This window comes from Kitasatospora nipponensis, assembly GCF_039528135.1.
Classification (GTDB): domain Bacteria; phylum Actinomycetota; class Actinomycetes; order Streptomycetales; family Streptomycetaceae; genus Kitasatospora; species Kitasatospora nipponensis.
Genome location: NZ_BAAALF010000134.1, coordinates 1 through 23,358, shown reverse-complemented (window position 1 = coordinate 23,358; position 23,358 = coordinate 1). Strand labels below are relative to the sequence as shown.

19 protein-coding genes and 1 pseudogene are annotated in these 23,358 nt (G+C 72.9%); 16 read left to right on the top strand and 4 right to left on the bottom strand.

From position 1 onward, the window contains the following. From ABD323_RS28765 to ABD323_RS28755, 3 genes are all read right to left on the bottom strand, one after another. Positions 1 to 1,349 (bottom strand): ATP-binding protein (locus ABD323_RS28765; protein ID WP_344444911.1); only part of this gene is annotated, 1,349 nt, incomplete at its 3' end. A 79-nt stretch (positions 1,350 to 1,428) separates the two neighbouring features. After that, positions 1,429 to 1,647 (bottom strand): hypothetical protein, encoded by a 219-nt coding sequence (locus ABD323_RS28760; RefSeq protein ID WP_344444910.1) that lies wholly within the window; start codon positions 1,645 to 1,647, stop codon positions 1,429 to 1,431. Then, the gene (locus ABD323_RS28755) at positions 1,644 to 4,805 is read right to left on the bottom strand and encodes a type 2 lanthipeptide synthetase LanM family protein (protein ID WP_344444909.1); all 3,162 of its coding nucleotides are present in this window, start codon (positions 4,803 to 4,805) and stop codon (positions 1,644 to 1,646) included. Before ABD323_RS28755 ends, ABD323_RS28760 begins: the two co-directional genes overlap by 4 nt. A gap of 310 nt (positions 4,806 to 5,115) precedes the next feature. Between ABD323_RS28755 and ABD323_RS28750 the strand changes: the two genes are divergently transcribed. From ABD323_RS28750 to ABD323_RS28690, 13 genes are all read left to right on the top strand, one after another. Then, on the top strand, positions 5,116 to 5,622 hold the full coding sequence (locus ABD323_RS28750) for a hypothetical protein (RefSeq protein WP_344444908.1): 507 nt from the start codon (positions 5,116 to 5,118) through the stop codon (positions 5,620 to 5,622). Positions 5,623 to 5,752: 130 nt separating this feature from the next. Next, positions 5,753 to 7,117 (top strand): bifunctional tetrahydrofolate synthase/dihydrofolate synthase, encoded by a 1,365-nt coding sequence (gene folC / locus ABD323_RS28745; RefSeq protein ID WP_344444913.1) that lies wholly within the window; start codon positions 5,753 to 5,755, stop codon positions 7,115 to 7,117. Positions 7,118 to 7,119: 2 nt separating this feature from the next. Continuing rightward, positions 7,120 to 7,461 (top strand): DUF4233 domain-containing protein, encoded by a 342-nt coding sequence (locus tag ABD323_RS28740; protein WP_344444907.1) that lies wholly within the window; start codon positions 7,120 to 7,122, stop codon positions 7,459 to 7,461. A gap of 86 nt (positions 7,462 to 7,547) precedes the next feature. Further along, on the top strand, positions 7,548 to 7,961 hold the full coding sequence (gene ndk, locus ABD323_RS28735; protein WP_344444906.1) for a nucleoside-diphosphate kinase: 414 nt from the start codon (positions 7,548 to 7,550) through the stop codon (positions 7,959 to 7,961). A 319-nt stretch (positions 7,962 to 8,280) separates the two neighbouring features. Continuing rightward, positions 8,281 to 9,306, top strand: coding sequence for a rod shape-determining protein (locus tag ABD323_RS28730; RefSeq protein ID WP_344444912.1), 1,026 nt, complete (start codon positions 8,281 to 8,283; stop codon positions 9,304 to 9,306). Between the two features lie 45 nt (positions 9,307 to 9,351). Then, on the top strand, positions 9,352 to 10,314 hold the full coding sequence (gene mreC / locus ABD323_RS28725; RefSeq protein WP_344444905.1) for a rod shape-determining protein MreC: 963 nt from the start codon (positions 9,352 to 9,354) through the stop codon (positions 10,312 to 10,314). 3 nt (positions 10,315 to 10,317) lie between these two features. Beyond that, positions 10,318 to 10,938 (top strand): rod shape-determining protein MreD, encoded by a 621-nt coding sequence (mreD, locus tag ABD323_RS28720; protein WP_344444904.1) that lies wholly within the window; start codon positions 10,318 to 10,320, stop codon positions 10,936 to 10,938. A 37-nt stretch (positions 10,939 to 10,975) separates the two neighbouring features. After that, complete coding sequence (gene mrdA / locus ABD323_RS28715; RefSeq protein WP_344444903.1) at positions 10,976 to 13,198, top strand: penicillin-binding protein 2; 2,223 nt, start codon at positions 10,976 to 10,978, stop codon at positions 13,196 to 13,198. Next, on the top strand, positions 13,195 to 14,397 hold the full coding sequence (rodA, locus tag ABD323_RS28710; RefSeq protein ID WP_344444902.1) for a rod shape-determining protein RodA: 1,203 nt from the start codon (positions 13,195 to 13,197) through the stop codon (positions 14,395 to 14,397). Before mrdA ends, rodA begins: the two co-directional genes overlap by 4 nt. 138 nt (positions 14,398 to 14,535) lie before the next feature. After that, positions 14,536 to 16,494 carry a TIGR03960 family B12-binding radical SAM protein gene (locus ABD323_RS28705; RefSeq protein WP_344444901.1) on the top strand — a complete coding sequence of 653 codons (1,959 nt, stop codon included), beginning with the start codon at positions 14,536 to 14,538 and terminating at the stop codon, positions 16,492 to 16,494. Between the two features lie 368 nt (positions 16,495 to 16,862). Beyond that, positions 16,863 to 17,666 carry an SAVMC3_10250 family protein gene (locus ABD323_RS28700; protein WP_344444900.1) on the top strand — a complete coding sequence of 268 codons (804 nt, stop codon included), beginning with the start codon at positions 16,863 to 16,865 and terminating at the stop codon, positions 17,664 to 17,666. A 111-nt stretch (positions 17,667 to 17,777) separates the two neighbouring features. Next, positions 17,778 to 18,143 carry a hypothetical protein gene (locus tag ABD323_RS28695; RefSeq protein WP_344444899.1) on the top strand — a complete coding sequence of 122 codons (366 nt, stop codon included), beginning with the start codon at positions 17,778 to 17,780 and terminating at the stop codon, positions 18,141 to 18,143. A gap of 800 nt (positions 18,144 to 18,943) precedes the next feature. Continuing rightward, a complete protein-coding gene (locus ABD323_RS28690; RefSeq protein WP_344444898.1) occupies positions 18,944 to 19,192 on the top strand; it encodes a hypothetical protein in 249 nt (82 codons plus the stop codon). 116 nt (positions 19,193 to 19,308) lie between these two features. Here the strand turns inward: ABD323_RS28690 and ABD323_RS28685 are convergent, their stop codons facing one another. After that, on the bottom strand, positions 19,309 to 19,728 hold the full coding sequence (locus ABD323_RS28685; RefSeq protein ID WP_344444897.1) for an SRPBCC family protein: 420 nt from the start codon (positions 19,726 to 19,728) through the stop codon (positions 19,309 to 19,311). Positions 19,729 to 20,002: 274 nt separating this feature from the next. Here ABD323_RS28685 and ABD323_RS28680 point away from each other — a divergent pair, with 274 nt between their 5' ends. The 3 genes and pseudogenes from ABD323_RS28680 to ABD323_RS28670 form a co-directional block, all read left to right on the top strand. After that, positions 20,003 to 21,142 (top strand): hypothetical protein, encoded by a 1,140-nt coding sequence (locus ABD323_RS28680; RefSeq protein ID WP_344444896.1) that lies wholly within the window; start codon positions 20,003 to 20,005, stop codon positions 21,140 to 21,142. 183 nt (positions 21,143 to 21,325) lie between these two features. After that, positions 21,326 to 22,129, top strand: a complete 804-nt coding sequence (locus ABD323_RS28675) for a TIGR03936 family radical SAM-associated protein (protein WP_344444895.1) — start codon at positions 21,326 to 21,328, stop codon at positions 22,127 to 22,129. A 422-nt stretch (positions 22,130 to 22,551) separates the two neighbouring features. Further along, a pseudogene (locus ABD323_RS28670) lies at positions 22,552 to 23,358 on the top strand (Rne/Rng family ribonuclease); the annotation flags it as partial.

The following is a 23,358-nucleotide window of genomic DNA, read 5'->3' as shown; positions in this document are numbered from 1 at the left end:
GGTGTCCCGGCGGGGCCCAGCAGCCCGTGCGCGCGCCCCAGCAGCGCGACCGCGGAGTTGACCGCGCCGCCGTCCAGCGCCGCGCGGCCGGCCTCGGCGAAGCGCAGCGCGGCGGCCTGCGGCTGGCCGGCGGTCAACCGCAGCGCCGCCACCCGCCGGCACCACTCGCCGGGCAGCCCGGGGTAGCCGGCCTCGATCGCGTCGGCCGCCCGGGCCGCGATGGCGGCGCGCTCGGCCGGCAGCAGCTCGGCCAGCAGCGCCTCGGCGGTCAGCGCGTGCCGGAACTCGTACCAGTCGGCCACCGGGCCGCTGGGGGAGATGAGTTGGGCGTCGATGCCGGCTCGCAGGTGGACCAGCAGACCGCGGTCGTCCAGCCCGGTGACCAGCTTGAGCACCGGCAGGGCGAAGCGCCGCCCGAGCACCGCGGCGGTGTCCAGCAGGTCGCGGCCGGCCGGGCTGAGCCGGGCGGCGCGCTGCACGACGCTGTGCACCACCGTGCGCGGCACGTCGATGCCCAGGTCGCCGCAGACCTGCCAGCCGTCCGCGCCGTGGTGCAGCACGTCGGCGGAGATCATCCCGCTGAGCAGTTCCTCGACCACGAACGGGTTGCCCTCGGCGTCGCGCACCAGCCGTTCGGTGACCGCGGCGGGCAGTTGGCCCGCGCCCGCCGCGAGCGCGGACTCGGCCATCGCCCGCACCTGGTCCGCGTCCAGCGGTCCCAGCTCGGCCAGTGCCGCCGAGCGGCGCCGCCCGGCGGCCCGCACCAGCTGCTCGGCCGGCCCGGCCTGCGGGCGCAGCGTGGCCAGCAGGAAGACCGGCAGGCCGCGGATGTTGTCGCAGAGGTACTCGATCACGGCCAGCGTCTCGGCGTCGGCGTCGTGCAGGTCCTCCACCACCAGCAGGCAGCCGGGCTCCTGATGCAGCGTCCGGTCCCGGCCCACCGCGATCAGCAGCCGCAGCACGGCCTCGGCGGTCTCGATCAGCGAGGCCGGTCCGGCCGTCGCCTCGGCACCGCGCCACTCCGGCAACAGGGAGGCCAGGGCGGAACGGTAGGGCACGAGCTCGGCGTCCTGGGGCGGCCCGGCGCTGCGCAGCAGCGAGAGCAGCGCCTCGGCGATCGGTCGGAACGGCATGGTGGCACCGGTGGCGCTGGCCCGCCCGCGCAGGACCGCCATGCCGGCCGCGAAGGCCCGGAAGGCACCTTCGGAGGCCAGCCGTGACTTGCCGATGCCGGCCTCGCCGATCAGGAAGACCGCCTGGCCCTCGCCCCGGCGGGCCGCCGCGAGGCCGCCCTCCAGAACGGCGAGCTCATCGCTGCGTCCGACGACCACCGGCGATGTGATGAGCATGGCCGGAGGCTACCGCCGGATCCGGTGGTCCGCCATGGTGCCTGCACCGGTGACGCTCCGAGTGCACGTCAGGGGCGGCTCAGGCGGGGCTGGAGACGCTGGTGCCGGTCATCATGCTCACCGACATGCCCAGGTCCCCTTCGTAACCGCCCTGCCCCACCAGCCCGGAGAGCAGCCGGGCCCGGCGCCCGACCGCGCTGCCGGTGCCCAGCCGGATCTCGCCAGCCGGGTGGAAGGCGCAGGCGCCGTCGCGGTTCTGCGGGTCCTTCCAGCTGCGCACCAGTGCTTCGTCGCTCATGCGAGTCCTCCTGTCAGGGACGGCAGCTTCTGCCGTGTGGTCTGCGCGGTCGGCGCCCGCAGGAGCAGGACCGACGGAATCCGGGCACGGAATCCTAGCCGCAGCAGGCCGTGCCCGATACCGGCCAGGCCGGTGAGCAGGCCCGGACTGGGGACCGCGTCCGGGGTCCCGCAACGCGGGCCGAACCGGTCCAGCGAGGCCAGCAGGGCACCGGCCCTGGCCGAGGCCGCGCCGGGGGCGCGGTGGTGGCCGGGATCGACGGCGAGCAGCAGCTCCAGGATGCCGGCCTCACCGTACCCGAGGCTGTGGTCGGCCGGCTCGGCGCGGTTGGCCACAGCCGCCAACTCCCGGGTCAGCAAGGCCGCGAGAGCCGGATCGGCGGCTGCCGCCGGGCTGTCGGCGATCGCCAGCGCGGTCCCGGTCAGCGGACTGTACCAGCCGTCGCTGGGGGTCGATGACCCTTCACCGCGCGGGAGTTGGCCAGTGGAGCGGCGCAGTGCGGCCAGCCCGGCGCGGGCGAACGGCTCGCCGTCGCCGGCCTCGGCGAACCGCAGCAGGGCCCAACCGATGCCGGCCGCACCGCTGGTGAAGCCGCCGGCCGGCAGGTCGGTGGTGGGCCGCAGGGCGAGCCGGCGGGCGCACTCCAGGGCCGTCGCGTACGCCTGCTCGGGGCCGCCGGCCTGGTGCACCGCGAGCATCGCCGCCAGGCAGCCGGCGTCGCCGTCCAGCACCCCCGGGTCCTGGCTGCCGGCGGGGGCGACCTGGGTGAGCTCGACCGCCCGGCCGACCCAGCCGGCGATCTCCCGGTCGTCCAGCAGGGTCGCCAACTGGCTGAGCGTGTAGGCGATTCCGCCCAGGCCCGAGAAGCCGCCGCCGATCTCCGGCAGCCGCTGCGGGTGCGCGGCGAGCGCGGCCAGTAGCTCCGGCACCGGCCGCACCGCCCGGCGGGCCACCGTGGCGTAGCGCTCCAGGCCGGTGAGGGAGGCGAGTTGGGCCAGGAAGAGCGCGGTGCCGCAGTACCCGTGCGGCAGGCCGGCGCCCTGCGGAAGGACCGCCCAGTGCCGCTCGCCCAGCGGCTCGAGCCCCAGCCAGTTCACCCGGTGGCCGTTGGTGTGCGCGCCGGCCAGGATCTGGTCGGCGATCGCGCAGGCGGCGGCCAGCAGCCGCTCGGGGTCCGGCACGGTGGCCGGTCCCGGACCGGTCGGCGCGGCGGTGAGCCGGCGGCCGGCCTCGGTGGCCCGGGTGGCCAGCGCGGCGCGGATCAGCCACTCCTGGTCGTAGCGGTCGGTGTGGCTCATGGTGGCCAGCCGACGGGTCACCCAGCGCAGGCCGGGCTCGGCGACCGGCCCGGTCGCGGTCAGCTGGCCGATCGTCAGGCCGCGCCGGGCGGGCCGGCCGGTGACCAGCGGCACGTCGCCCGCCCAGAGTTCGGCCAGCTCGGCGGCGACCAGCGGGCGACGGGCCGGGTCGCCGACCGACTCGCGCCACAGGATGTCCAGCAGCCGGTCGCGGTCCAGCGCCCGGCGCAGCACGTCGGGGTGGGTCGACTCGTCCAGCAGGGTCAGGTAGTGGCTGGTGTCGCGGGCCACCACCCGGGTCTCGTCGGCCGCGAAGCGGGCCAGCGGCCCGACCGGGTCGACCAGTTCGTCGCGGTGCGCGGCGATGACGTCGTAGCCGGCCCGGAACCCGGCCAGCAGCGACTCGGCGTGCGCCCCCGGGTCCGCCTCGGCGTCCGCCAGCCGGGGCCGGTTGGCCGCCCCGCGGGAGAGCGCGCTGCTGCGCACCAGCCGCATCTGGTCGGTGGCCGCCTCCGCCCAGTCGGCGACCTCCTCGGGCAGCGGGACGCCCTTCTCGCCGCCCAGCGCGGAGAGGTCGAAGGCGCCGTGCTCGCCGACCAGCAGCAGCGGCAGCAGCGCGGTGCGCAACACCGAGTCGTCCAGCGCCTGCAGCGCCGGGTCCTCGGCGACGGCCGGCGGTCGGGCCAGCGCCGGGTGGAAGAGCGTCTCCAGGTCGACCAGCACCGGCTGGTCGGCGCAGGCGATCAGGTTCTCGTAGTGCAGGTCGGTGCAGCCCAGCGCGTGCACCAGGGCCAGCAGCGCGCCGAGGCGGTGGTAGAAGCGGCGCACCTGCGCCGGGTCGCGACAGGGCTCGGCGGCCGCGTGCTCCACCCAGCCGTGGCCCGGGCGGGTCAGCACCGCCAGCGTCCGCAGGCCCAGGCCCGGCAGCCGCTCGCCCAGCCAGTCGACGGCCTGGTTGAAGTGGGTGTGCACGCCCAGCGGGCGCGGCTTGTGGACCACCCGCGCGCCGTGCTCGAACGTCAGCACCGCCACCGCCCGCCCCTGCCGGTGCCGGTCGCCCGCGCCGGTGCGCACGTCCACCAACAGGCCCGGGTCGGCGCCCTCCAGCAGCGCGGGACGCAGCAGTTCGCGGTCCGCGGCGAGCCGGTCCAGCAGCTCCAGCCAGGCCGCCACGGTCTGCTCGCAGGTCTGCGCCAGCAGCCGGGCCAGCACCGCGTACTCGTGCAGCAGCGCTTCCAGCGCGGCCCGCCCGGCGCAGTGCCGCACGAAGTCGGCGAACCGCTGCTGCGGGGTGGCGCCGGTCAGGCGCCCGGTCACCCGCAGCACGTGCAGCTCCAGCACCAGGGTGCGCCGGGCGACGGCGACCAGGGCCGGGCCGAGCTGCTCGGTGAAGCACCGGCGCAGCGCCTTGAGGTCGGCCACCGCCGCGGCGCCGGTGCTCTCGGCGGCCTCCAGCAGCCGGTCGGCGGCGGTCTCGGTGAAGGGGGCGAGCACGGTGGCGAAGCCCTCGGTCCAGGAGATCCCGTCGGCCGGGCGGGGCGCGGTCTCGGGGGCGGCGGCCAGGGCCCGGTCGACCACCGCGACCCAGGACGGCTCGCCGATCCGCCCGGCCAGCGCGTCGGGCGACTCGGCCAGCAGCGCGTGCAGCCCCTGCGCGGTGAGCCCGAGGTCGGCCAGCCGGGCCTCGAACTGCTCCGCCGAGGGGTAGTCGCCGCGCCACGGCCCGACCAGGTCCTGGTCGCCCGCGGTGCCCCGCCCGCCGGTCTGCGGCTGCTGCGGCGGGCAGGTCAGTCGTTCGGCCCGGTTGACGCCCCGCGTCCACCAGAGTGCTGCGTCCTGGCTCGGCCCCATATCGGTCATGCCGCGAGGATGCCACCGCGGGCCGCGCGGGACATGGGGGGCGGCCCCCATATTCCGCGCCGGCCCCGGGGGAGGGGCGCGCCGGCCTCCCGCCGGGGCCGCCCGCCGGGGCCGCCCGCCCGCGGCCGGGTCCCGGGCGTCCGGGAGGCGGTCCAGGCGGATTAACCGGCGAATTGCGGGGACAGCCAAATCCGATCAGGTTCCGCATTCTTTCGGTACGCACTTCGGCCAGGTCCGACGACCGGAGATGGTGCGCCGTATACGGTGTTCTGCAGTTCCGGTGCTTGGGGCGGCGAGCGGAGGGCATGGCATGACAGGTGTGCAGACATGGGCCGGCGAACTTCCCGCGCAGCGGGTCGAGGAGGCCAAGGGCCGGGCCGCGAATCTCTTGCTCGCGTTCCGGCACGGCAATCAACTCGCCTTCGACGAATCGCTGGACCGGATCCTGGAGGAGCAGGACGAACGGGCGGTGCTGACCCTGCTGGCCTGGATCGCGGCCGAGGCGGTCCGCAAGGCCTACGCCCCCGAGGTCGGCGACCGGGTGCTGCGGGCGCTGGCCCGCCGGGCCCCGGGCGGCGAGATCGGGGTGGCGGTCGACGAGGAGTCGGCGGACGCGGCCCGGCTGGTCGAGGCGGTGCGCCGCGGCGCGGTGCAGACCGTGCGCGAGCTGGTCGCGGCCACCCCCGACACCACCTTCCTGCTCGGCGGCCTGCTGCAGGGGGTGGCGATGCTGCTGCCGCTGGTCGCGGAGGAGGAGGTCGAGCACGTGATCGACGAGCTGCGGCTGCGCCAGGCGGCCGTACCGGTGGGCTGCTGAGCGGCTGCCGGCGGTGGCCGGGCGGTGCGCGCGGGCCGCGCGCACCGCGGTGGGAGCGGTGCCGAAGGGGCCTGCGGCACTCCGTAGACTGGGGCGTGTGAGCAGCAGCGCCGGGCAGAACCCGTACACCATCCGCCCCAGTGCGGACTCCGCCGAGCAGCCCGCCGGCCTTCGCGAGATCGAGGCCGAGCTGGCCAAGCGCTGGCCCGAGAACAAGCTGGAACCCTCGCTGGACCGGATCAACGCCCTGATGGACATCCTGGGCCAGCCCCAGCGCGTCTATCCGGCGATCCACATCACCGGGACCAACGGCAAGACCTCCACGGCCCGGATGGTCGAGCAGCTGCTCAGCGCCTTCGAGCTGCGCACCGGCCGCTACACCAGCCCGCACGTGGAGTCGGTGACCGAGCGGATCAGCCTGGACGGCCAGCCGATCAGCGTCGAGAAGTTCGTCGAGACCTACCAGGACATCGAGCCCTACGTCCGGATGGTCGACGCCGCGCAGCCCGTGGCGCTCTCCTTCTTCGAGGTGCTCACCGGCATGGCGTACGCGGCCTTCGCCGACGCGCCGGTGGACGTCGCGGTGGTCGAGGTCGGCATGGGCGGCAGCTGGGACGCCACCAACGTGATCGACGGCGCGGTGGCGGTGGTCACCCCGATCTCGCTGGACCACACCGACCGGCTCGGCAACACCACCGGGGCGATCGCCGTCGAGAAGGCCGGGGTGATCAAGCCGGGGGCGCTCGCGGTGATCTCCCAGCAGCCGCTGGACGCCGCCCAGGCGATCCTGGAGCACTCGGTCAAGGTGGGCGCCACCGTGGCCCGCGAGGGACTGGAGTTCGGCGTCCTGAGCCGGGAGATCGCGGTCGGCGGCCAGCTGCTGACGCTGCGCGGGCTCGGCGGCGCGGAGTACTCCGACATCTTCATCCCGCTGCACGGCGAGCACCAGGCGCACAACGCCTCGGTGGCGCTGGCCGCGGTGGAGGCCTTCTTCGGCGTGGGCGCGGCCCGCGAGGAGCCGCTGGACGCCGACAAGGTGCGCCAGGCCTTCGCCGGCGTCAGCTCCCCGGGCCGCCTGGAGGTGGTCCGGCGCAGCCCCACCATCGTGCTGGACGCCGCCCACAACCCGGCCGGCGCCCAGGTCACGGCGTCCGCGATCAGCGAGTCGTTCGGCTTCAGCCGGCTGATCGGCGTGATCGCGGCCAGTGGCGACAAGGACGTCACCGGCCTGCTGGAGGCCTTCGAGCCGGTGCTGGCCGAGGTGGTCGTCACCGAGAACTCCACCCACCGGGCGATGTCGGTGGACCTGCTGGCCCGCCAGGCGGTGGAGGTCTTCGGCGAGGAACGGGTGACGGTCGAGCCCCGGCTGGACGACGCCATCGAGGCGGCCGTCACGCTGGCCGAGGACGGCGAGGACCTCGGCGGCGCCGGCGTGCTGATCACCGGCTCGGTCATCACCGTCGGCGAGGCCCGCCTGCTGCTCGGGAGGAAGTGACCATGCGCGTGCTGTGCTCCTCCACGCTGATCGGCGAGGTCTTCGTCGTCCTCTTCGCGGCCTGCGTCGCGATGCGGATGACCGACGTCTCCAGCGCCACCATCTGGGCGGTGAGCGGCGTCGTGATGCTGCTCTGCGTGCTGCTCTGCGGTGTGATCACCCGACCGGGCGCGGTGGCGGTCGGCTGGGCCCTGCAGCTGGGTCTGGTCGCGGCCGGCCTGCTGCTGCCGACCATGTACGCACTGGGCGTCATCTTCGCCGGTCTGTGGTGGTGCTCCGTGCACTACGGGCGCAAGATCGACGTGCTGAAGGCCGAGCGCGAGGCGGCCGCGGCCGCGCTGTGACCTGCGGCTCGACCATCCGCTCACGCAAGGTAACCTCTGGGGCAGTGGCATACACCATTCCGTCCCGATACCACTGGAGCCGCACCGTGTCGCAGCGCACTCTCGTCCTGCTCAAGCCCGACGCCGTCCGCCGTGGCCTGGCCGGCGAGATCATCAGCCGGATCGAGCGCAAGGCGGGCTGGCAGCTGGCCGCCGTCGAGCTGCGGACCTTCGACCGGGCGACGCTGGAGCAGCACTACGCGGAGCACGTCGACCGCCCGTTCTACGAGCCGCTGCTGGACTTCATGACCTCCGGCCCCTCGATCGCGCTGATCGTCGAGGGCGAGAACGTGGTCCCGGGCATCCGCGCGCTGGCCGGCGCCACCGACCCGCTGGCCGCGGGTGCCGGTACGATCCGCGGCGACTACGCCACGATCACCCGCGAGAACCTGATCCACGCCTCGGACTCCGAGGCCTCGGCCGAGCGCGAGATCAAGATCTTCTTCCCCGCGCACGCCTGACACCGCACCCGCTGCGGCCCGCCCGGCACGGGGCCCGGGCCGCAGCGGCGGGGCCAACCGTGGGAATCATCCTCAAATATGGAACTGGGTCCTCCGACACGGCGTCCCAATGCCGGGAGAAGTGATCCCGCCCCGGAGAATGGACGCCATGCCCGCCCCGCCGACCTGCTCGCCGGGCCTGGCTACGATGGTGGCGGCCGGTGGGGCCGACAGGCCCGCCGAGCAGTTCCCATGCCACCGTCCGGGCTGCTCCGCGAGCCCGACTCCCCGCCCATGACACCCAGTTCGGGAAGGCGTTCCACACTCCATGGCCAACAATCTGTCGTTCATGGGCCGTGACCTGGCGATCGACCTCGGCACTGCCAACACGCTGGTGTACGTCAGGGGCAAGGGAATCGTCCTGAACGAACCGTCAGTCGTGGCGGTCAACACCAACACCGGCAGCATCCTGGCGGTCGGCTCCGAGGCCAAGAAGATGATCGGGCGCACGCCCGGCAACATCATCGCCATCCGGCCGCTCAAGGACGGCGTGATCGCCGACTTCGAGATCACCCAGCGGATGCTGCGCTACTTCATCGAGAAGATCCACCGCCGCCGCTACCTGGCCCGCCCGCGGGTCGTGGTCTGCGTGCCGAGCGGGATCACCGGGGTGGAGCGGCGCGCGGTGGTGGAGGCCAGCCACCTGGCCGGCGCCCGCCAGGTGCACATCATCGAGGAGCCGATGGCGGCCGCGATCGGCGCCGGGCTGCCCGTCCACGAGCCCACCGGCAACATGGTGGTGGACATCGGCGGCGGCACCACCGAGGTCGCGGTGATCTCGCTGGGCGGCATCGTCACCGCGCAGTCCATCCGGGTGGCGGGCGACGAGCTGGACAACGCGATCGTCCAGCACATCAAGAAGGAGTACTCGCTGCTGCTCGGCGAGCGCAGTGCCGAGCAGATCAAGATGAGCATCGGCTCCGCGTACGGCTCGGAGAACGAGAAGGACGAGCACGCCGAGATCCGCGGCCGCGACCTGGTCAGCGGCCTGCCGAAGACCGTGGTGATCTCCGCCGCCGAGGTCCGCGAGGCCATCGACGAGCCGGTCAACTCGATCATCGACGCCGTCAAGACCACCCTGGACCAGTGCCCGCCGGAGCTGGCGGGCGATGTGATGGACCGTGGGGTGGTGCTCACCGGCGGTGGCGCGCTGCTGCGCGGGCTGGACGAGCGGCTGCGCCGCGAGACCGGCATGCCGATCCACATCGCGGAGAACCCGCTCGACTCGGTGGCGCTGGGATCCGGGCGCTGCGTCGACGAGTTCGAAGCCCTGCAGCAGGTACTGGACGCGCAGCCGCGTCGTTAGACCACCCGTCGAGACCGCGATTTCAGAAGGGGCAGCCCCAGCGCCGTGAGGGACACCCGAGAGAGTCGACTGCTGCTGATCCTGTTGGTGGCGGTCGCCTTCGCCCTGATCACCGTGGACATCAAGGGCGGCGAGAGCTCCCCGCTCAACGGCGCCCGCAAGAGCGCCGCCCAGGTGCTCGGCCCGGTCGAGCGCAGCGCCGCGGGGGCCGTCGACCCGATAGCGCGCACGATCCGGGCGATCCGCGACTCCGGCACCGAGCAGCAGCGGCTGGACCAGATCGGCGCGGAGAACAACGAGCTGCGCCAGAAGCTCGCCTCCTCCGACACCGCCACCGGCCGCACCAAGCAGCTCGACGACCTGCTGCGGACCGCCGGCACCGGCGGGTACACCATCAAGGCCGCGCAGGTGATCGCCATCGGCGCGGCCCAGGGCTTCTCCTGGACCATCACCATCGACGCCGGCAGCGACGACGGCCTGCAGCGCGACATGACGGTGATCAACGGTCAGGGACTGGTCGGCCGGGTCACCACGGTGGCCCCCACCACCTCCACCGTCCTGCTCGCCACCGACCCCGGCTTCACCGCCGGGACCCGGATGGAGGGCAGCGGCGAGATCGGCTTCGCGGCCGGTGAGGGCGCCGGCCCGATGAAGGTCGAGCTGCTCAACGGCAAGGCCGAGGTGAAGGCCGGCGACCGGCTGGTGACCTTCGGCTCGCAGAGCGGGCGGCCGTTCGTGCCGGGGGTGCCGGTGGGCAAGGTGCTCCAGGTGCAGGCCACCCCGGGCGAGCTGACCAAGACCGTGCTGGTGCAGCCGTTCGTCTCGTTCACCCGCCTCGACCTGGTCGGGGTGGTCGTGGTGCCGCCGCGCACCGATCCGCGCGACTCCGTGCTGCCGCCGGTGCCCAGCGCACCCGCCTCGCCGGCCGCCCAGGCCGCGGCCCCGGCCGCGCCGGTGCCGTCGGGGGTCCCGCAGCAGGCCGCCGCCTCGCCGTCCGGAGGGAACTGACCCGTGGTCATCAAGCGTGTCCTGCTCTGCGCCGTGCTGGTGCTGCTCGCCCTGGTCGTCCAGGTGAGCGTGCTGGGCCGGCTCCAGCTGCCGGGAGCCACGCCGGACCTGCTGCTGCTGGTGGTGGTCGGGCTGGGCCTGGTGTTCGGCCCGACCGGCGGCTGCCTGACCGGCTTCGCCGCCGGGCTGCTGGCCGACCTCGCGCCGCCCTCCGACCACGCGATCGGCCGCTACGCGCTGGTGCTGTGCGTGATGGGCTACGTGGCCGGCATGGCCCGCGCCGAGCCCGGCCGGCAGCGCTCGGTGCTGGTCCCGCTGGTGGTGGTGGCCGGCGCCGCGATCGTCTCCACCGTGCTCTACGCGGCGGTCGGCGCGCTGGTCGGCGACACCGCCGCCCGGCACGTGGGCCTGCCCGGCCTGGTGGTCAGCGCGCTGCTCTACGACCTGCTGCTGGCGCCCTTCGTGGTGCCGGCGGTGATGCTGCTGGCCCGCCGGGTCGACTCGGCCACCCGCGGCGCCGAGGTGACCGGCCCGGGCCTGGGCACCATCGCCCGCTACCGCACCACCCGCGAGGCCTCGGCGAGCGCCCCTTCGGGCCGCAAGGCCCGCGGCCTCAAGTCCTGACAGCCGTTCGCATCTTCTGTATCGGGGAGTCCCAGCCGTGACCAACATCCCGGAGACCGGCCGCACCCGCCGGGTGACGATCCGTCTGGTGGTGCTGCAGGTCCTGGTGCTCTCGCTGCTCGCCACCCTCGGCGGACGCCTGTGGTACCTGCAGATCCGCAACGGCAGCGAGTACACCGCCAAGGCGTCCAGCAACCACATCCGCGAGGTGGTGGAGCCGGCGATCCGCGGCGAGATCCTGGACGCCGCGGGCCGGGTGCTGGCGGGCAACCAGACCAAGCTGGTGGTCTCGGTCAGCCGCACCTCGCTGCTGCAGCAGAAGGACCACGGCAAGGCGGCGCTCGGCCGGCTCGCCGAGGTGCTCGGGATGAGCGCCAAGGACGTCCAGGACAAGGTCCGGCTCTGCGACGCCAAGACCCCGCAGCCCTGCTGGAACGGCTCGCCCTACCAGCCGATCCCGGTGACCGACCAGGCCACCACCCAGCAGGCGATGCAGATAATGGAACGCCGCGAGGACTTCCCCGGCATCACCGCCCAGCCCACCGCGGTGCGTCAGTACCCGGCGCCCAGCGGCGCGAACGCGGCCCAGGTGCTCGGCTACCTCTCCCCGGTCACCGACGACGAGGTCAGCAAGACCGCCGACCTGACCGGCCGCGAGAAGTACCTGCCCTCCGACCAGATCGGCCGGGCCGGGCTGGAGTCGGTCTACGACGACGACCTGCGCGGCACCACCGGGGTGGACCGCCTGGAGGTGGACAACCTCGGCCGGGTGATCGGCGACGCCGGCAACACCCCGGCCGCGCCCGGCAACAACGTGGTGACCAGCATCGACTCGCGGGTGCAGAAGGTGGTCGAGGACAACCTGCTGCAGGCGATGGCGGACGCGCGCACGCAGTTCGACAAGGAGAGCAACAAGAACTACGTCGCGGACTCCGGGGCCGCGGTGGTGCTGGACGTGCACACCGGCCGGATCGTGGCCATGGCCAGCGCGCCGACCTACGACCCCAACCTCTGGGTCGGCGGCATCTCCGCCAAGGACTACGCGAGCCTGACCAGCCAGGACACCAACTACCCGCTGCTGAACCGGGCCATACAGGGTCAGTCCGCTCCCGGCTCCACCTTCAAGGTGGTCTCCACCTCGGCGGCCGTGGCGGCCGGCTACTCGCTGGACGGCCACTACCCGTGCCCGCAGAGCATGACCATCGGCGGCCGCGAGTTCAAGAACTTCGAGGGCGAGCAGTTCGGCGACATCTCCCTGGAGAAGGCGCTGGAGATCTCCTGCGACACCGTCTTCTACGGGCTGGCCTACGACCAGTGGATGAAGGACGGCGGGATCAAGCCCAAGAACCCGGCCGACTGGTTCTACAAGACCGCCCACCAGTTCGGCCTCGGCGCCAAGACCGGCATCGACCTGCCCTCCGAGGTCACCGGCCGGGTCCCGGACCGGCAGTGGAAGCAGGACTTCTACAACGCCAACAAGGACGCCTGGTGCAAGCAGGCCGACACCGGCGCCACCGACTTCGCCAGCCAGATCGCCCGCGAGAACTGCGTGGACGGCAACGTGATGCGCGCCGGTGACTCGGTCAACTACGCGATCGGCCAGGGCGACACCCTGGTGACCCCGATCCAGATGGCCCGCATCTACGCGGCGCTGGCCAACGGCGGCACGCTCTACCGGCCCACCGTCGCCAAGGCCGTGGTCACCCCCAGCGGCCAGCTGGTGCGCGACATCGCCCCGCACGTGGACGGCAAGCTGCCCGACGACCAGAAGACCCTGCAGTACATCGACCAGGCCACCGCCGGCGTCATCACCGAGGGCACCGCCGCCTGGAAGTTCACCGGCGCCGGCTGGCCGCAGGACAAGATCCAGCTGCACGCCAAGACCGGCACCGCCGAGGTCTACGGCAAGCAGACCACCTCCTGGCTGACCACCTACAGCAAGGACTACGCGGTGGTCATGACGATCAGCCAGGGCGGCACCGGCTCCGGAGGTTCCGGCGACGCGGTCCGGCGGATCTACCAGGCGCTGTACGGCGTGGACGACAAGGGGAACATCGACAACGGCAAGGCGCTGCTGCCCAGCCCGCAGAGCGACCTGCCGAAGTTCAACCCGGACGGCACCGCGATCATCAAGCCGGTCGCCTACACCGTCGACGCCGCCCCGGCGCCGGCACCGGCCTCCACCGCGCTCTACGCCGACCTGCTCGCCGTCGAACCCGCCCGGGACGACCGGCGCGCCCACGCAAGGAGCCGGGCATGACCTCCTCGTACGGCTCGTACCGCCCGCTGCGGCTGTCCCCGCAGCGCGGCCCGGTGGCCCGGGTGCTCGCCAAGAACGCGCCGCTGCGGCGGCTGGACTGGGTGATCATGCTGGCCGCGCTGGCCCTGTCGCTGGGCAGCTCGCTGCTGGTCTGGTCGGCCACCCGCGGGCGCGACTCGCTGACCCACGGCGACCCGCAGTACTTCCTCTACCGCCACCTGACCAACCTGCTGATCGGCCTGGTGCTCTGCGGGGCGGCGGTCGCGATAGGGCACCACCGGATCCGCGCCGCGGTGCCGGTGCTGTACGCGATGGCCATCCTGATGCTCTTCGCGGTGCTCAGCCCGCTCGGCTCGACCATCAACGGCGCGCACTCCTGGATCCAGTTCGGCGGCGGCTTCTCGATCCAGCCCGCCGAGTTCGCCAAGCTGGCGATCGTGCTGGGGATGGCCATGGTGCTCTCCTCGCGGGTCGACTCGGGCGAGCGGACCATGCCGAGCAACCGCAGCGTCTTCCAGGCCCTGCTGCTGGCCGGGATCCCGATCTGCATCGTGATGCTGATGCCCGACCTGGGCTCGGTCATGGTGATGGCGGTGACCATCCTGGGCATCCTGCTGGCCGCCGGGGCGCCCAACCGCTGGCTCTTCGGGCTGCTGGTCACCGGTGCGCTGGGCGCCACCGCCGTCTGGAAGCTCGGCGTGCTGAGCAAGTACCAGATCGACCGCTTCGCCGCCTTCGCCAACCCGGCGCTGGACCCGGCCGGAGTGGGCTACAACACCGCCCAGGCCCGGATCGCGATCGGCTCCGGCGGGCTGACCGGCAAGGGCCTCTTCCACGGCACCCAGACCATAGGGCAGTTCGTCCCCGAGCAGCAGACCGACTTCGTCTTCACGGTGGCCGGCGAGGAACTCGGCTTCGTGGGCGGCCTGGCGATCATCGCGCTGGTCGGCGTGGTGCTCTGGCGGGCCTGCCGGATCGCCCGTCAGGCCACCGACCTCTTCGGCACGGTGGTGGCGGGCGGGGTGATCGCCTGGTTCGCCTTCCAGTCCTTCGAGAACATCGGCATGACGCTGGGCATCATGCCGGTGGCGGGGATCCCGCTGCCGTTCGTGAGTTACGGCGGGTCCTCGATGTTCGCCGGCTGGATCGCGATCGGCCTGTTGCAGGCCGTGCGCACCCAGCGACCGATAGCGGGCTGAGCGGGAGAGCAGGTCCTGAGCGGGCCCGGGCGGTGAGCACACCGCCCGGGCCCGCTCTCGACGTGCCGGGAAGCCCCACGCGTCGCGCTACCCTTGAGGGTCACCCCCTCCGCTCGACAGAACAAAGGGTTTCGCCGCATGCCAGTCGAATCGGTCTTCCCACGCCTGGAGGCCCTCCTCCCGCACGTCCAGAAGCCGATCCAGTACGTGGGCGGCGAGTTGAACTCGACCGTCAAGGACTGGGACGCCTGTGACGTGCGCTGGGCGCTCATGTACCCCGACGCCTACGAGGTCGGCCTGCCCAACCAGGGCGTCATGATCCTCTACGAGGTGCTGAACGAGCGCGAGGGCGTGCTGGCGGAGCGGACCTACAGCGTCTGGCCGGACCTCGAGGCGCTGATGCGCGAGCAGGGCGTGCCGCAGTTCACGGTGGACGCGCACCGCCCGGTCAAGGCCTTCGACGTCTTCGGGCTGAGCTTCTCCACCGAGCTCGGCTACACCAACATGCTCACCGCCCTCGACCTGGCCGGCATCCCGCTGGCCGCGGCCGACCGCACCGACGAGGACCCGATCGTGCTGGCCGGCGGCCACGCCGCGTTCAACCCCGAGCCGGTCGCGGAGTTCATCGACTGCGCGGTGGTGGGCGACGGCGAGCAGGCCGTGCTGGACATCACCGCCATCGTCCGCGCCTGGAAGGCCGAGGGCCGCCCGGGCGGGCGCGAGGAGCTGCTGCTGCGCCTGGCGAAGACCGGCGGCGTCTACGTCCCGCGCTTCTACGACGTGGAGTACCTGCCGGACGGCCGGATCGCGCGCGTGGTGCCCAACGCCCCCGGCGTGCCGTGGCGGGTCTCCAAGCACACCGTGATGGACCTGGACGAGTGGCCCTACCCCAAGCAGCCGCTGGTCCCGCTCGCCGAGACCGTGCACGAGCGGATGTCCGTGGAGATCTTCCGCGGCTGCACCCGCGGCTGCCGTTTCTGCCAGGCCGGCATGATCACGCGCCCCGTGCGGGAGCGAAGCATCACCGGCATCGGCGAGATGGTGGAGCGCGGGCTGAAGGCCACCGGCTTCGAGGAGGTCGGCCTGCTCTCGCTCTCCAGCGCCGACCACACCGAGATCGGTGACATCGCCAAGGGGCTGGCGGACCGCTACACCGAGGACAAGATCGGCCTGTCGCTGCCCTCCACCCGGGTCGACGCCTTCAACATCGACCTGGCCAACGAGCTGAGCCGCAACGGCCGCCGCTCGGGGCTGACCTTCGCCCCCGAGGGCGGCTCGGAGCGCATCCGCAAGGTGATCAACAAGATGGTGTCCGAGGAGGACCTCATCAACACCGTCGCCACCGCCTACGGCAACGGCTGGCGCCAGGTGAAGCTGTACTTCATGTGCGGCCTGCCCACCGAGACCGACGACGACGTGCTGCAGATCGGCACGATGGCCAAGAACGTGATCCAGAAGGGTCGCGAGGTCACCGGGCAGAACGACATCCGCTGCACCGTCTCCATCGGAGGCTTCGTCCCCAAGCCGCACACCCCCTTCCAGTGGGCACCGCAGCTGAGCGCCGAGGACACCGACGCCCGCCTGGCCAAGCTGCGCGACTCGATCCGCGGCGACCGCAAGTACGGGAAGAACATCGGTTTCCGCTACCACGACGGCAAGCCCGGCATCGTCGAGGGCCTGCTGTCGCGCGGCGACCGGCGGATCGGCGCCGTGATCCGCGCGGTCTACGAGGACGGCGGCCGCTTCGACGGCTGGCGCGAGTACTTCTCCTACGACCGCTGGATGGCCGGCGCCGAGAAGGGCCTGGCCGGCACCGGCGTCGACGTCGCCTGGTACACCACCCGCGAGCGCGGCTACGAGGAGGTGCTGCCCTGGGACCACCTGGACAGCGGCCTCGACAAGGACTGGCTCTGGGAGGACTGGCAGGACGCGCTGGAGGAGGTCGAGGTCGACGACTGCCGCTGGACCCCGTGCTTCGACTGCGGCGTCTGCCCGCAGATGGACACGACCATCCAGATCGGCCCGACCGGCAAGAAGCTGCTGCCGCTCACGGTGGTCAACCAGGGGGCCGACCAGCCGAAGGGCGCCGGTGTGTGACCCACGCGACGGGCGAGCCGTGTGACGCATCTCACACGCCCTAGGGGGGGCGGCTCACCCTTCTGGGTGAGCTCGGGCTCGAGGTGGCCACCCGTCCGGGCGGTTCGGGCGGCGAGGTCGTGAGTGCTCCTCTGCCGCGCGCGGCAGGCCCCTGGGGGGACGAGTCGGATCGAGTGGGCCTGAAGCCCTGGCGGCGCCTGGCAGTGCATGGTGGCCTCTTCCTCCAGTGCGAGGGAGAGGCCACCTGCGTACCCGGGCCCGGGCAGGTTGGGCCGGGCTGAGTGCAGGGGTGCCCCGCTTAACCTCGGAGCCCTGGGTAGGTCGATCGCCCAGGGGTGCTGATGCCCGTGCCGGGGTCTGGAGTCACGATGCGGGAGCTTCTGTACTGGTCGACCGCGAAGCTTGCGGGCTTTCACGAGGTGTCGTCGCGGAGACCCACTGATCGCGCAGTGAAGGCGGAGGCGTCGCTGCCCATCGGCGGCACCGCGAGCCTTTCGTTCGGCGAGCGGCCGCGAGCCGACGAGTCCGCCACTCCTGGGTTCGATGATGTGGTCCGCTACGTCAGCGCGCAGACGCGAGCCCATGCCTTGCGGCCTGGAACGTGCGCGGCGGCGATGAGGCTCGACTGGATGGAGTTCGCGGGCCACTTCCGTTTCGGGCGTCGGCTGCGTGACCTGGGTCTGGTCGATCAGGGCGTCTACACGTACATGTCGGTCGAGACGGAGCCTTGTAGCCGGGACGACGAAGGGGCTTGCGCCTACGTTCAGTTGATCCTCTGCGGTTCGATCCAGCACGTGAGGGAGCACCGCGACGCCGGCCCCACCCGTATGGGGTCGGGGTCCGACTGGCTTCACGACCTCGCAGTGGCTCTGAACAGTGAGCAGTCGCTCGACGAGCGCCCGTCTGCGGGGCAACTGCTCGGCATCGGTCAGGGGGACCTGGAGTTCTCGGCCCGCTCGTGTTACTCGATGCTCACCGATCGGCTGGACGGTCCGGCCTACCTGCACGGTCATGCGCAGGTGCTGTGCAACTTCGCCCCTGGCATCCGGGGGCACCGCCTGATCGTTGCCACGCCCCTGTACGTGGAGCCGGCGCTTCGCCCGGAGTTGGGGACTGGACTCGCCGGCCGTGACCGGCGCTGGTGGCAGCGATGGTTGCCGGCGAGGCGGTGAGGTCGGGGGCGGTTCTACACGAAATGGCTCGGCAGGTGCCTGAAGGGCTTATCCGGGTCGGCTGCTGCTCCGGCCACTGCGTCGGTCGCCGCTCCGACCCGATCGGCTTCGGTGGATTCCCTGTCGCAGGCTTCCCCGAGCTCCGTAGCAAGTGACGGTGGCTACAGGGATTCGTATTCGGCCAGACTTCGTGCTTTCGGCGGGAGCCTGAGTGAGACCACCGGCACTGCCAGCGCTCTGGCCGGCAAGTCTGACGCCGACCTGAATGCGGTCGGCCAGAAGGCATGTGCGGCGCTGCGCGCGGGCACCAACCCCTATCTGCTGTCGTCGGAGCTGGGTAGTGAGTACACGTCGAAGGAGGGGTCCCTGGTCGTCATGACGGCGGGCGACATGCACGTCGGCCTGTGCCCTGATCAGCAGAAGACCCTGGATGCTGCCATCCTCAGCGGACCGCCAACTGACGCGGTGGCTCAGTGATGCGCAGGGACACGCCCCGCACACTGGTCTCGGGATGACTCTGAGGCCTGGAAACGGCGAGTCAACGGTGCGGGTCAGGCCAGTTCGGTCGACCTGAGCCAGACGGCGACCTTCGTCATGCCTCGGCGAGCAGCGCCACGTGTGCGGCCGCCGACTCGGAGAGGCTGTCCAGCAGGGCTTTGCCCTTGGTGGCGGCCCCGGTATCGGGCCCACCGGAGGCGAGATCGTGCGCCTCATTGAACTTCGTCAGCGCGAATCGGGCGTTGCCCGTGAGCGCGTGGCCTTGTGCCTCCTGCTGGAGTGCCAGGGCTCGGATGCTGGTGGTGGCGCCTGGTGCGCGCCGAGCGGGTTCGCCGTTCGGTAGGGGTTGGGCATGAGCGCTCGGAGGTGCGTGGCGAAGAACTCCGCTTCGGTGCCCCCGGGCTGGTGACCCGCCGGCGCTCTGGGTGCCGTGACTGGCGATTCCTCCCACTCCCGTGCTGCCAGGCCGCGCATGCGACCGGGGATGAACCGACCATCGGCGATCCGCTCGACCAGATCGATCTTCTCGCCTCTCCGCGTGCGGTCACCCGCCGGGACTACGATTTGCTGTGAAGCAAATACCGTACCGGTCAGCGCGATCGAAGCATGAGAACATTGCGGGAATGCCAATGGGCCGCGAACTCCTCAGAGTTGCAGTGGGTTGATCTGTGTAAAATCTTTATTCGGCTACATGTGAACTTTTCAGCCTGCCCGCTGCTTTTTGTACTTTCGTTGCAAACTGACCCATTGCGCCCCTGGGCGTGGTCGATGGTGACGCGATGGGTGACCTGGAGGGCGGCGGCTGCCGAGAGTTGGAGGGTGGTGCGCTCGTCGGGGGTGGGGATGCGGGCGCTCACGTGGTCGCGCCAGGTGAGTTCGTGGCCGGCGGTGCCGGCGACCCGCACCACGACCCGGCCGCACGCCGCGCCCATCTCGACCGTGAGGCGCGGCTCCGGGCCCTGCCAGAGGTTGACCGCGACCTGGTCCGCCTCGGCGAACTGGCCAACCTGAAAAGGTGGTTGGAGTAGAGGCGGGCCACCGGCGGATGCGCCGAGAGGCGGGCAGCGAGGAGCCGTACGACCCGCGCGCCCCCGGGCACCGCGCGGCCTGGGGCGGGGGCTCAGCAACAACCCGGCTCTGTGGCTCACCCCTCGAGGAGGGCTTTCAGCGCAGCCAGGTCTGCGGCGACTGTGGCGGCATCGCGTGCGTAGTCCTCGTCGCTCATTCCCGGCATCCTCCGCAGCGTGAACACGACCTCGCTGCCGGGTCCGTCTGCGAGGACGCGCATCGGGTTGTGGACCACGGCGCCCCCGGGCAGCGTGACGTCGTGGTCGAGGACCCCGTAGTCGTTGTGGGGGGCGAAGTCGATGCCGACCCGGCCGAGTGGGCTCTGCGCGAACCAGCGCCCGTCGACCTGCTCGACGGAGCTTCCCAGCCCGGAAGCCCAGTGCGGCAGGTTGGTGGGGTCCGAGGCGTAGGCGTAGACCTCGGTCGCGGTTCGATTGATCCGTTCACTGATGTGCTTCGATTCCGACGCCATGGAAGCAGCCTCCCAGCTCTCCATCGGTCCTGAGTGGTCTCGGGGTCGATGGCCCCAAGGTCGGTGATCAGCTTGTCCAGCGTCTCCTGTCCCTGCGCGCGGGTGAACCGGGTCTTGGCGAGGCGTCCGCCTGGGGCCAGCTCGCGCAGGTAGGAGGAGACAGCCCCTCTTGCGGGCCTCCTCGCCGCGGGCGTACTCGCCGCAACGGGCACCGGGCGGGCGGGGCGGGCTGCACTACGATCGCGACTCGCACGACTGCTCGAGCGGCGGGTCGTCGGCGCCGGTGGGGGAGTGTGGGATGAGCCGAGCCGAGGGGCCGGGAGCGGAGCCCGCCGACCGCGAGCCGCAGGGCTGTCTGGTGGCCGCCGTCCGGGTGCCCGCGCGGGTCGTGGCGGTGCTGGTCGTGATGCCGCTCGGGTTCTGCTGGGAGTTGCTGCGAGCCGCGGCGCGGGCGCTGGCGGGGGTACTCACGGTGGCCGCGCGGTGGCTGGAGCGGGCCGCGGGGATGCTCTGGCGGGTGCTGGTGGTGCGCCCCTGCGGGCTGCTGTACCGCCACCTGCTCACCCCACTGGGCCGGGCGCTGGCGGCGGTGGGCCGGGTGGTGGGCCGGGCGCTGGCGGCGGCGGGCCGGGTGCTGGCGGCGGGGCTCAGGTTGCTGGCGCGGGCGCTGCTGGTCGTCGGCCGGGTGCTCAAGGCGGCCGTCGAGGCCGGTGCGACCGGGCTGGGCGAGCTGGTCGGCCTGTTGCTGGGCGTCCTGGTGGTGGTTCCGGCGGCCTTCCTGCTGCGCCGGCTGCTGATCCCGCTGGGCCGCCACCTGGGCCGCTGGTCGCTGGTGCCGCTGAAGCTGCTGAGCCGCTACCTGATCGTCCCGCTCGGCCGGGCGCTGGTCGCGCTGGTCGACGGCGTCAACCGGGGCCTGACGCTGCTGCTGGAGGTGGCGCTGCCGGCGGTGGCCCGGGCGCTGTACCGCTACCTGCTGCTGCCGCTGGGCCGGGCGCTGGCCGCCGCGGTCCGGCTGCTGGGCGCCGGCGCGGGGCTGCTGGCGCACGCCCTGGTGCGGCTGCTGGTGCTCACCGTCCGGGGCCTGCGGATCGCGATCGAGGCGCTGGTCGAGTACGCACTGGTGCGCCCGGCGCGCGCGGCGTGGCGCTACCTGCTGGTGCCGGCGGGTCGGGCGCTGGGGTGGCTGGTGACACGGCTCTGGCGCCACCTGCTGCTGCCGCTGGGCCGCCCGCTGCTGGGCGGGCTCGGACAGGTCGTGACCTGGGCCTGGCGGCTGGGCGGGCAGCTGTGGCGGCTGTTGGTCATGCGGCCCTGCCGGTGGGTGCGCCGCGACCTGTGGTGGCCCCTCAAGGCGGAGGTGCGCCGGGCCGCCAGGGCGGCCGCCGCCACCGTCCGCGAGACGCTGCGCGAGGTGCGCCGCAGCCTCTTCGGCTGACCGGGCGCGGCGGGAGCCCCCCGGGCGGGCGCGTACCCTTGGGCGTTGACAGAGTTTTGTCACTGACAGAGTCCGCACCGGTGGCCCCTCCCTGGAGCCGTCACCTGCCGGACGCGGCTTCTCACGAAGGACTGAGCGACCCTGGCACGCCGCACGCCCGACGGTCCGCCCCCCGCTCCGACGGTGCAGCGCATCCGTCTGCGCTACACGAAGCGGGGCCGTCTGCGCTTCACCAGCCACCGCGACTTCCAGCGCGCCTTCGAGCGGGCGCTGCGCCGTTCCGCCGTTCCGATGGCGTACTCGGCCGGTTTCACCCCGCACCCCAAGGTGTCCTACGCCAACGCCGCCCCCACCGGGGTGGCCAGCGAGGCCGAGTACCTGGAGATCGGCCTGGCCGACTTCCGTGACCCGCAGGCGCTGCGGGCCCAACTGGACGAGTCGCTGCCGACCGGCCTGGACATCGTGGACGCCGTCGAGGTGCGCACGCCGAACTTCGTGGAGCGGCTGGAGGCCTCCCTCTGGGAGCTGCGGCTGCCCGAGGTGGCCGAGCAGGACGCGGCCCGCGCGGTCGCGCTCTTCCTCGCCGCCGAGGACGTGCAGGTCGAACGGAAGACGAAGAACGGGCTAAGGGTCTTCGACGCGCGCGGAGCGGTGGCCCGCCTCGAACTGGTCCCCACGCAGGTCGGCGTTGGTCCGGTCGGGGAATCCCCGGCCACCTCCGATGTTCGTACCGGTCGTGCCTGTGCGATACTGCGCCTGGTAGTACGACATGCCACACCCGCCGTACGACCCGACGACGTCTTGTCCGGTCTCCGTGCGACGGCCGACCTGGCGCTGCCGGTCCCCGCTGAGGTGACCAGGCTGGCGCAGGGGCCGCTCGACGAGGAGACCGGCACGGTGACCGACCCGCTGGCGCTCGACCGCGCTGCGGCCCCGGCCGGCCCCTCAGTGGCGGCCGTCGAGCCGCAGGCCGCAGCGTCCGCCTAGCGGGCGGAGGCGAGAGCCGGACTTACCACCCGGCCCTGCGCACTCCAGGCCCCCGCGGCTCCCCAGGGGAGCGAGCGTCGTCGTGCACTGGCCACTCCTGCGATGGCCCCCCGGCCCCATGGCCGGCGGGCCCGAGGAGCACCGCGCCGCCCCACGGGCCGGCGGGGCCCGCCCCGGGAGCCACCCTGGGTTGTGGGGCCGCGCAGCTTGGGAAAACCTGAGAACACTGGTCAGAACCAGAGACTTTCGACACCCCGCACCGTGCGGGGCGCCGAGTGAGACTACGAGCCCCTGTGCGGCCTCGCGTCCGCACGGCGGCACCGTGGAGAGTCGGCCAGGGCGCTGAAACGCCCAAGGCCGGCCACCGGTGCCCGGCCGTGCCAGGATGCGGAGCCCGGGGGCCTGACGGGAGATCCACCCGCATGCCTGAGAACAACGAAACGCAGCACACCGCGGACGATACGGCCACCGAGGCCGCTCCGCCCCGCCGCCGCCGGCGCGCGGTCTCCCGCCCGGCGGGTACCCCGCAGGGCGCGGTCGAGAGCACCGAGACGGTGCCCGCCGCCGAGAGCGTGACCGCGGCCGCCCCGGCCGTCGAGCAGAGCGCCGCCGAGCCGGCCGTGGAGGCCGAGCCGGTGGCCGAGAAGCCGGTGCGGGCCCGCCGCACCCGCAAGCGGGCCGAGTCGCCCGCCGGTGCGCCCGCCGAGGCGGAGGCCGCCGCGGTCGAGGTCGCAGCCGAGCCCGAGCCGGCCGTGGAGGCCGAGCCGGTGGCCGAGAAGCCGGTGCGGGCCCGCCGCACCCGCAAGCGCGCCGAGGCGCCCGCCGGTGCCCCGGCCGAGGCCGAGGCCGCTCCGGTCGAGGAGCCGGTGACCGAGCCCGAGCCGGTCGTCGAGGCCGAGCCGGTGGCCGAGAAGCCGGTGCGCGCCCGCCGCACCCGCAAGCGGGCCGAGTCGCCCGCCGGTGCGCCCGCCGAGGTGCCGGTCGAGGTCGAGGCCCCCGAGGTCGAGGTCGTCGCCGAGGAGCCCGTCGAGGAGCCCGAGGTCGAGGCCGAGCCGGTCGTCGAGGCCGAGTCCGCCGAGCCGCCGGCCCGGGCCCGCCGCCGCGCGGTGCGTCCGTCCACCGCGATCTTCCAGGCGCCGGTCTTCCAGGAGCCGACCGCCTACGTCGCCCCGGCGGGCGCCCCCGCGCCCACCACACCCGCGCCCGCGGCGGCGTCAACTGGCTCGGCG

Excerpts from the sequence above, each read along its gene's own strand:
- ABD323_RS28705 (WP_344444901.1), top strand. The coding sequence starts at position 14,536 with ATGCCAGTCGAATCGGTCTTCCCACGCCTGGAGGCCCTCCTCCCGCAC.
- ABD323_RS28740 (WP_344444907.1), top strand. The coding sequence starts at position 7,120 with ATGCGCGTGCTGTGCTCCTCCACGCTGATCGGCGAGGTCTTCGTCGTC.
- ABD323_RS28685 (WP_344444897.1), bottom strand. The coding sequence starts at position 19,728 with ATGGAGAGCTGGGAGGCTGCTTCCATGGCGTCGGAATCGAAGCACATC.
- ABD323_RS28755 (WP_344444909.1), bottom strand. The coding sequence starts at position 4,805 with ATGACCGATATGGGGCCGAGCCAGGACGCAGCACTCTGGTGGACGCGG.
- ABD323_RS28700 (WP_344444900.1), top strand. The coding sequence starts at position 16,863 with ATGCGGGAGCTTCTGTACTGGTCGACCGCGAAGCTTGCGGGCTTTCAC.
- ABD323_RS28750 (WP_344444908.1), top strand. The coding sequence starts at position 5,116 with ATGACAGGTGTGCAGACATGGGCCGGCGAACTTCCCGCGCAGCGGGTC.
- ABD323_RS28680 (WP_344444896.1), top strand. The coding sequence starts at position 20,003 with ATGAGCCGAGCCGAGGGGCCGGGAGCGGAGCCCGCCGACCGCGAGCCG.
- ABD323_RS28760 (WP_344444910.1), bottom strand. The coding sequence starts at position 1,647 with ATGAGCGACGAAGCACTGGTGCGCAGCTGGAAGGACCCGCAGAACCGC.
- rodA (WP_344444902.1), top strand. The coding sequence starts at position 13,195 with ATGACCTCCTCGTACGGCTCGTACCGCCCGCTGCGGCTGTCCCCGCAG.
- ABD323_RS28690 (WP_344444898.1), top strand. The coding sequence starts at position 18,944 with ATGGGTGACCTGGAGGGCGGCGGCTGCCGAGAGTTGGAGGGTGGTGCG.